This is a genomic window from Xenorhabdus sp. SGI246, from assembly GCF_040838225.1.
Classification (GTDB): Bacteria; Pseudomonadota; Gammaproteobacteria; order Enterobacterales; family Enterobacteriaceae; genus Xenorhabdus; species Xenorhabdus indica.
On sequence record NZ_JBFPEZ010000113.1, the window covers coordinates 1 to 7,574 of the forward strand.

General features: G+C 43.4%; 8 protein-coding genes. 1 reads left to right on the forward strand and 7 read right to left on the reverse strand.

The features are described 5' to 3' along the window. Positions 1 to 206 precede the first annotated feature (206 nt). Positions 207 to 488, reverse strand: coding sequence for a helix-turn-helix domain-containing protein (locus tag ABLA85_RS17975; protein ID WP_367965700.1), 282 nt, complete (start codon positions 486 to 488; stop codon positions 207 to 209). Positions 489 to 1,114: 626 nt separating this feature from the next. On the opposite strand from ABLA85_RS17975, the gene ABLA85_RS17980 reads away from it, so the two are divergent. Beyond that, entirely contained in the window at positions 1,115 to 2,005 is an 891-nt protein-coding gene (locus ABLA85_RS17980; RefSeq protein ID WP_367965701.1) for an AvaI/BsoBI family type II restriction endonuclease, read from the forward strand. Between the two features lie 44 nt (positions 2,006 to 2,049). Here ABLA85_RS17980 and ABLA85_RS17985 read toward each other — a convergent pair whose 3' ends face one another. From ABLA85_RS17985 to ABLA85_RS18010, 6 genes are all read right to left on the reverse strand, one after another. Continuing rightward, entirely contained in the window at positions 2,050 to 3,477 is a 1,428-nt protein-coding gene (locus tag ABLA85_RS17985) for a restriction endonuclease (RefSeq protein ID WP_367965702.1), read from the reverse strand. 524 nt (positions 3,478 to 4,001) lie between these two features. Beyond that, on the reverse strand, positions 4,002 to 4,517 hold the full coding sequence (gene ssb / locus ABLA85_RS17990) for a single-stranded DNA-binding protein (protein WP_367965703.1): 516 nt from the start codon (positions 4,515 to 4,517) through the stop codon (positions 4,002 to 4,004). 16 nt (positions 4,518 to 4,533) lie between these two features. Next, positions 4,534 to 4,743: a hypothetical protein gene (locus ABLA85_RS17995; RefSeq protein WP_367965704.1), complete on the reverse strand. Its 210-nt coding sequence runs from the start codon at positions 4,741 to 4,743 to the stop codon at positions 4,534 to 4,536. Positions 4,744 to 4,816: 73 nt separating this feature from the next. Continuing rightward, complete coding sequence (locus tag ABLA85_RS18000) at positions 4,817 to 5,281, reverse strand: STY4534 family ICE replication protein (RefSeq protein ID WP_367965705.1); 465 nt, start codon at positions 5,279 to 5,281, stop codon at positions 4,817 to 4,819. After that, positions 5,274 to 5,444 (reverse strand): hypothetical protein, encoded by a 171-nt coding sequence (locus ABLA85_RS18005; RefSeq protein ID WP_367965706.1) that lies wholly within the window; start codon positions 5,442 to 5,444, stop codon positions 5,274 to 5,276. The genes ABLA85_RS18000 and ABLA85_RS18005 overlap by 8 nt, the downstream gene beginning before the upstream one ends. A 152-nt stretch (positions 5,445 to 5,596) precedes the next feature. Continuing rightward, positions 5,597 to 7,574 (reverse strand): DNA topoisomerase III (locus ABLA85_RS18010; protein ID WP_367965707.1); only part of this gene is annotated, 1,978 nt, incomplete at its 5' end.

The following is a 7,574-nucleotide window of genomic DNA, read 5'->3' on the forward strand; positions in this document are numbered from 1 at the left end:
TACCGGAGCCACACATCCGGTCAACGTTATCGCTATCAGACCAACTAACGCATTTATTTTCATGCCAAATAGGTTCCTGCTCAGTCGTAACATAATCCTGACTATGCAAGGAACCCGGTGATGTATTCAATGAACAACTCAATTGTGTTTGCTGGAAATTAACATGCCGAAAAAGGTGTTATTACATTATTGTTTATATCAGCGCGTTATTCAGCCTCTGGCTGGTTTTCATCAACTGGCTGACGTATTTTTCGTTCAATAAAATTGCCGTAATCATCGAAATAACGGCTGGGCCAGATTTCAGCGGGTTCCATTCCCAAACGGGTCGCGATGATCAGCTCTCCTTTAGGCCATGAACGAGACAGAGTATTTGCCAGAGTGGAAGAACTGAGTCCCGATTCGCGGGATAAAGCGGCGAGTGTCGTACCACGTTTGCGTAATGCACAAATAATTTCGGCTGGGTGCCAGTCTTGGTGAGTATTAATCATACCTGCTTCCCCTTCTGTTGATTATTGGTGGTGGTTCAGACAGGGATCTCACTACCGGGAGTAACCTTCCGGCGAGGCCGAAGCCTCCCCTGCCTGAACCGCCATTGAAAGGGCGATAACAGGCACACTGGCAGAAAATTCCTACCAGTGGGTTACTCTTAGCAAGGGTGAGATTCCTTGACTATCAGATTTTGCCGATAGCTTTTTTACTTTAACGAATTGCGTTATCTAATTCAATAATCGAATGTGTAAGTTTAATAAGTAAATAAATTGAACGGCTAGTTTGACCTCACTCACTGCATTGTCATAATCAAAATAGGCTCTTTCCTAAGTTATTTTCAAAGAATATTTTCACATTCCGAACTTCATAATGAGCAGGGATTGATGTTTGCACAAGTCGAATATTTTCTAGAAGAGGATTACATGTTTTCCCAATAGATGAAGGCGATTTCTACTTTTGGTTTTCACTAAATAGAGAACAATAAGGCACAAATAAATTTTATATCTGTAAAAAGACCCATTGTAAAAATCATTAAAATACATTAGGTTATGTGATTTTATAAATGATACTCTCCCATATTGTAAAGGGCAGAAAATATCTATTCATATTAACAATGGATTAACTTATGAAAACAGTCACACAAGCCTTTGATTTAGTAACTAATAAAGAAGCTACTGAAACGGGTTTCTTATCACAAGCAAATGAAAAACTTAGGCGTACAGAATCAATTATAAAAACCGCTCAGTATTTCGCCCAAAATGCCAATGGTATAGAAACAATCAAAGACATTAGAGATGATGATACTCTACTCGAATTTGTTATAGCTTCTTGTATGCTTTCTAAAAAAAGCTTATCTCACTTGTCAACAGACATTCAAGACAAAATAATTAACAAACTAATAGATTTCTCAAAGCTAAATGATGGTGAATATGTAAGGTCTCTTCAACAACGCTATTTATTAACTGCCGGTGATTCGCTAGGAGGGACAATGAGGAATGTTATCGGACAATTAGCACAAGAGAAGCTTACAAATTCTATTATAGCTGAATTAGAGAATCGGAGGCTATCACCAAAACCAGAATATAATAAATCAAATAAAATTGTTGCGGTTCAATGGACAAACCATAGTGATGAAGAACGGTGTATAATTTTTGATAAGAAACCAAAATTTATAGATAAATCAGTTGATATCATAGTGTTAAAAGGTCATTCGGCTATTACTAGAGAGCTTGAAAATCCGGAAGACTACCTTTGCTGTGGGGAGCTGAAAGGAGGAATAGATCCTGCAGGTGCTGATGAACATTGGAAAACAGCTAAGACAGCATTAGAGCGTATAATTTCTTCATTTGGAAAAAAAGAAATTAGTGCACCTAACTTAGTATTCTTAGGTTCGGCCATTGAAACTGCCATGTCAAAAGAAATATTCTCACTATTAGAATCTGGCTGGCTAAAAGGTGCTGCAAACATAAACTATCCTGACCAGTTTGATGAAGTGATAGACATCATAATATCATGAAGATATAAACTGGCCAGTCATAATAATAGCTAATAAGTTATTCTTTACTGCTTCTCCCAAACGTACACACACTTTCTCAGCTCGCTTCGTCCATGTTTTTTCATTTGTTGCGAGCTATTTCCCTTACCCTTAGGCAAAACCCAAATCGTCTTCGTTTTAAGCCCAAATTCTGAAGCAATTTCACACAATAGTAAGTCCACAGGTACTTCTAATCCATTATACTGAACATTATCATTAACCATTACATACTTTGCCCCAATTTTCATTTTTCTAGAAACCTGAGCAAGATGAACGGTTGAATCATAGAAATATCCTTCGACCATTGTCTTTATGCCTTTATTATTTAAAGTTCCTTTTTTTGCTTCACTATCTAAAAAAGATACTATCTTTGATAAACACCTTTGACTTCTGAAAGTAGTATCAATTTTATTTTTTAATTCAGATTCGATCCACTCAAATGACTTTGGTTTATTTTCCACCGTGCAAGTAAGTAAGGTTTGACGAAGCTCCCGAATAATATCTTCATCTACACCAAGATATGCCAGCTCTAAAGCATAAGTTCTAGTATAATCATAGCGATTACAATATGGCGGGGACGTAATCACAAAATCTAAGCTTTCATCTTCTAATTCATCTATTTTTTCAAGTACAGATCCTTGAATAATATCAATCTGATTTTTCTCTGCGTTTATTTTCTCTTCAAATAGATCTTTTGAATGTTCAAGATCATTAATTATGTGATCAAGTTTATCGCTTAACGCCTCAAAAAAAGTATATATCGGGCCTTTGTCAAAAGATGTCTTTTTATCTTTACCATAAAAGCGAGGTGAGCGATAGTCCCATCTTAAATACTGTCCATCTTTTCTAGTAAAGCTAAATTTTTCTAAAATGGAAAATGAAACAAAATCTAAAAATAATCTAAACGACTCATCTTCCTGTGTATCAAGCCAAGTTTTGTATTTACATAGTTCCAACTCCGACTCAGGCGAAAATGCGTCTTTAGTTATTTTTAAATGGCTAAATTTCCATTTGGGTACCACAGAAAGCCATTTATCTCTGCTTTCAAGAGCTTTTTTTGCATATTCAATTAGTCGTTCAGACGAAATACTAGCAAATACATTACGACAGTTTATAAAAAAAGCTCCAACAGGCATTAATTCAATAGCGATACCATGCATACCTTTGTATTTTTCAGCAACAAATGGAGCTGCACCAGTCCCAGCAAAAGGATCAAGTAAACTTTGCCCTGGTTTCGCATCAAGCTTATCCAAAATATACTCAATTAACTGCTTTGAGAATCCCTCTCTATAGTGAAACCATCTAAAGATTGGTTCGATTTTATTTGCCTGAAAACTAACTAACTTTCTATCTAAGTCAGAGTTAACTATGAGTTTTCTGCTATATTTTTCAACTAAACTATCAATAAGCTGACTTGCTTCGATATATTGCTTTGAGTACGTTTCAATTGGCATAGTATATTAGATCTAATTTCGGTATCATTAATTTCTGGGTATAATACGCACTCAGTGCGCATTCGTCAATGTTTTATTTAGAATAAGTACAATGATAAAAAAGAAAGAGTTCTCTTTAGAACTAAAGAAATATCAAAAATCTCTTGCAATCACACAGTCAGAGATGTGTCAGATACTTTATGGTGTCCCTAGTAGAACACTTCAGAGTTGGGTACTTGGCGAGAAACTGCCACCTATATATTATCAAGAGCTAGTACTATTTCGCCTTAGCTCCTACCTACAAGAAATAACGAAGAAGTAAACTCATTCGATGCTATTGCATAAAATTTGGGTAATTATCCTTAATTATGGGCCCATCACTTAGACGTTATGATTCTATACTAACAAAATGGATGGATAAGATTGAAAAAATCTGTGGGGAATGTAGCTTTTGTATCATTTATTTGTTAAGTCCATGGAATGAAAATCAGACCAAGAAGCTACTTAATCAGCCCTGTAATAACAGGGCCATATGTTAGACAATGTCAAAATGGGATTTCATCCGACCAACCCAATTCTTCGTTATCACCGTCCGGTAAAACAGCTGTCTGTACCAGTTGAGTATTTTTTATCTCTTTCACCGGATGAGAGGGTTGTCCCTTTTGTGCTGGCTTATGCCTAGCCTGCCGTGCAGTTGCATTCTTTGCATCGCCACGACTTCCCAGCATCTGCATTGTGCCATTGACGCTCACCACCACTTCCGTTGAATAACGATCCTGTCCCTGTTGGTCCTGCCACTTACGCGTTTGCAACTGACCTTCAATGTAAACCTGAACGCCTTTTTGCAGGTATTCCGCAGCAATTTCCGCTAATTTGCCGAAGATCACCACTCGGTGCCATTCGGTTTTCTCCCGAATTTCGCCAGTTTGTTTATCCCGCCAATTTTCGGAGGTTGCCAGTGAAAGTGTTGCTACCGTGCCACCAGTAGGCAAGTAGCGGATTTCCGGATCTTGCCCCAGATGCCCCAGTAAAATAACCTTGTTTACTCCCCGTGAAGACATACCCATTTCCTCTCTGTTACGATGACTGACGTTGTGTCCACAGCCCCTGCTTCAGGGCAAACTCCGCCTGTTCTCGGCTGGCAAAATATTCCATAGACTCACGGGAGCAGGGCACGCTGCCCTCTATCGTGCCGATATAAAAGCCTGCACGGGTTTGCAACACCGTTAACGGTAATTGCTTATGACAATATTGCAGTGCCAGAATCCCAATGGGTGCGATATTCATATCTGTATCCTGTTGTCTTTGATAATAAAGAGACTGCCCTGAAAACATTCAGGGCAAGTCAGTGGAATAAATATCAGAATGAATTTTCTGCATATTCAGTTTGCGCGACACCGTTTTGTGGCGGCGTCGAATCGGATTGTTCGGCCTGATAGACTTTTTCCTGGCCGATTTTAATCCAATCGACTTTGATCAAACGGGCTTTCAGGCTGACACGCTGTTCACCGGCATGATCCCCGCGTTTCAGGGTAAAAATGTCGGTGGATGGGTTGCTTAAGGTAAATCCCAGCAGCACTTTTTTGTCCTCATCTACCGATTTCTGGCAACGGGCAATCAGACTGGTCGCCTCCTTGCCAACTACGGTAATATCAAAACGCACATAGACCGGATTATCACTCGGACCATTTAACGCATTGATCACGCAGCTCAGGAACGTACCATTGGCAGTGCTGACATGGCGGATATTATTCAAATAGCCCAGGCCTTTAATATTCAGGTTGAAATAGTCATTTTTGGTTAACGAAGTTGTGTTCTCAGACATACAATTTTCTCCATGGAGGTAAAGAATCAGGTGCAACGGAGAAAATCCCGTCCCCTGACGGGAATGATTTTCCCCCGCCGGGTGTCAGACAGTGACGTTGCTGACGTTCTGATAAAGAATAATGAACCTTCATTGTCGTTGGACTGACAATATCTGCTTCCAAAGGTGGGCAAATGTACCGCGTTGAGGCACTCCCTTTCAGGCTACGGGAGTTTTACAGCCACCCAGAGGCGATCGTTACAGGCTCACCGATCATTTAAGAAACAGGTTGATTTTTCGCGCATCCCATCAGGGCGTCAATCAACAATCAGATCTTCATGTCCGTTGATTTGCCCGCCTGACTTTGCGTGATTGCGTGACCGCTTTGTCATTCAGCATACCTTTACAGGCCGGATAGTTCACACAGCCCCAAAACGGGGAGGTTTTTCCCTGCCGTTGCCGCATCCGGCCACCACAGTTCGGGCAGGCCGGGGTTTTCGGCAACGACAGATGAAGGGGCTGCGCCTTGCCCCGCTCGACTAAATGCAAAATCCACTGCGCCTGTTTTTGCATAAAAACCGCCAGCGACGCTTTGCCCTGCGCAATATCTTCCAGCGATTGTTCCCATAACGCGGTCATGCCCGGATCTGTCAACACCGCAGGCAGCCCGGCAATCAGTTCCTGCGCCAGCGGCGTCGCGTGGATCGCTTTCTTTTTCCGCTCAATCAGCTGGCGTTTAAACAAGGTGTCCAGAATTCCAGCCCGGGTCGCTTCCGTACCCAACCCGGCACTTTCTCGCAAGACTTGTTTCAGTTGTGGATCACTGACCAGACTGGCGGCATTTTTCATCGCCGCAATCAGCGTACCTTCAGTAAACGGTGCAGGCGGTTTGGTGTGGAGTGACTGAATTTTTACCTCAATAATCTGACAGCGATCACCCTGATTAAGGGTCGGTAACGGTAAATCAGCTTCCTGCTCTTCTTTCTTCTCATGCTCTCCCGTTCCATCTGCAAACAGCGCTTTCCAGCCTGCAATCACATTAACCCGACCTTTTACCCGGAATAATTGCCCGCCGATCTCCAGTGTTACCTCAGTCACATCGGTTTCCTGAGCAGGAAGAAACTGCGCCAGATAGTACTGACGGATAAGCTGATAAACCTTTAGCTCATCGGTCGTTAACCGGGTGATATCAAAGATGTGACGTGTGGGGATAATGGCATGGTGTGCCGTGATTTTTTTGTCATTCCAGATCCGGGAAACCTGTTGTTTGTCCAGCCGACTGATAATATCAGCCATGGCCGTATCGGTGCGCACCAGCGCCGTTAATACCACCGGAATATCCGCCTGCATGGACACAGGCAGATACCCGCAGTCCGTGCGTGGGTAGGTCGTGGCTTTATGGGTTTCATACAGGGACTGGGCAATCGTCAGCACCTGACTGGCGCCCATACCCCAGAGACGAGATGCTGTCTGTTGTAATGTCCCCAAATCAAAACAGAGCGGTGGCGGTGTTTTCTCCCGTTTTTTGCTGACGGCCATTACCGTGGCCTGCGTTGCCTGCTGGCAACGTTGTTGCACGGCCTGTGCCGCGGCCTCTCGGGTACAGCGGTTTTCTTCATCGCCCTCCTCTGCGGCGGGCAGCCATTTAGCCTTAAAGCGGACAGTGTCTTTTTCCAGCTTCGCCAGAACCTGCCAGTACGGTTTTGGCACAAACTGATTGATGGACTTATCCCTGTTCACTACCAGTGCCAGTGTCGGGGTCTGCACCCGCCCGATGGACAACACATCTCCAAAACCCAGTGCCTGTGCTTTCAGGGTATACAGGCGGGTCAGGTTGATGCCCGTTAACCAGTCGGCCCGTGCCCGCCCCAGTCCGGCCTGATAGAGTGCTGCCGTCTGCTCACCCGGCAAGATGGCCGCCAATGCCTGCCGGATGCTGGTTTCATCCAGGGCCGACAGCCACAGCCGCCTGACCGTACCGGTGAAACGGCAATATTCCAGCAACTCGCGGGCAATCACTTCCCCCTCACGGTCGGCATCAGTGGCAATAATCACCTCATCGACCTGTTTCAATAATTGCTGAATCACGGCAAACTGGTCAGCGGCCTCTTTTTTGACTGTCCATTGCCACTGCGCAGGCAGCACCGGCAGCACCTCCATCCGCCAAGGCGGACCGAATTGCTCACCATACTGTTCGGGTGCGGCTACCTCCAGCAAATGTCCGATGGCCCAGGTGACAATGATACGGGCACTGAAGAGAAATCCCTGCCCGCGCTGTTTCACTCCCAGAACGTTGGCAATGTCTTTGGCCTGA

What these genes read in the sequence shown, in the direction of transcription:
- ABLA85_RS18000 (WP_367965705.1), bottom strand. Translation starts at nt 5,281, where the DNA reads ATGTCTGAGAACACAACTTCGTTAACCAAAAATGACTATTTCAACCTG.
- ABLA85_RS17995 (WP_367965704.1), bottom strand. Translation starts at nt 4,743, where the DNA reads ATGAATATCGCACCCATTGGGATTCTGGCACTGCAATATTGTCATAAG.
- ABLA85_RS17975 (WP_367965700.1), bottom strand. Translation starts at nt 488, where the DNA reads ATGATTAATACTCACCAAGACTGGCACCCAGCCGAAATTATTTGTGCA.
- ssb (WP_367965703.1), bottom strand. Translation starts at nt 4,517, where the DNA reads ATGTCTTCACGGGGAGTAAACAAGGTTATTTTACTGGGGCATCTGGGG.
- ABLA85_RS17980 (WP_367965701.1), top strand. Translation starts at nt 1,115, where the DNA reads ATGAAAACAGTCACACAAGCCTTTGATTTAGTAACTAATAAAGAAGCT.
- ABLA85_RS17985 (WP_367965702.1), bottom strand. Translation starts at nt 3,477, where the DNA reads ATGCCAATTGAAACGTACTCAAAGCAATATATCGAAGCAAGTCAGCTT.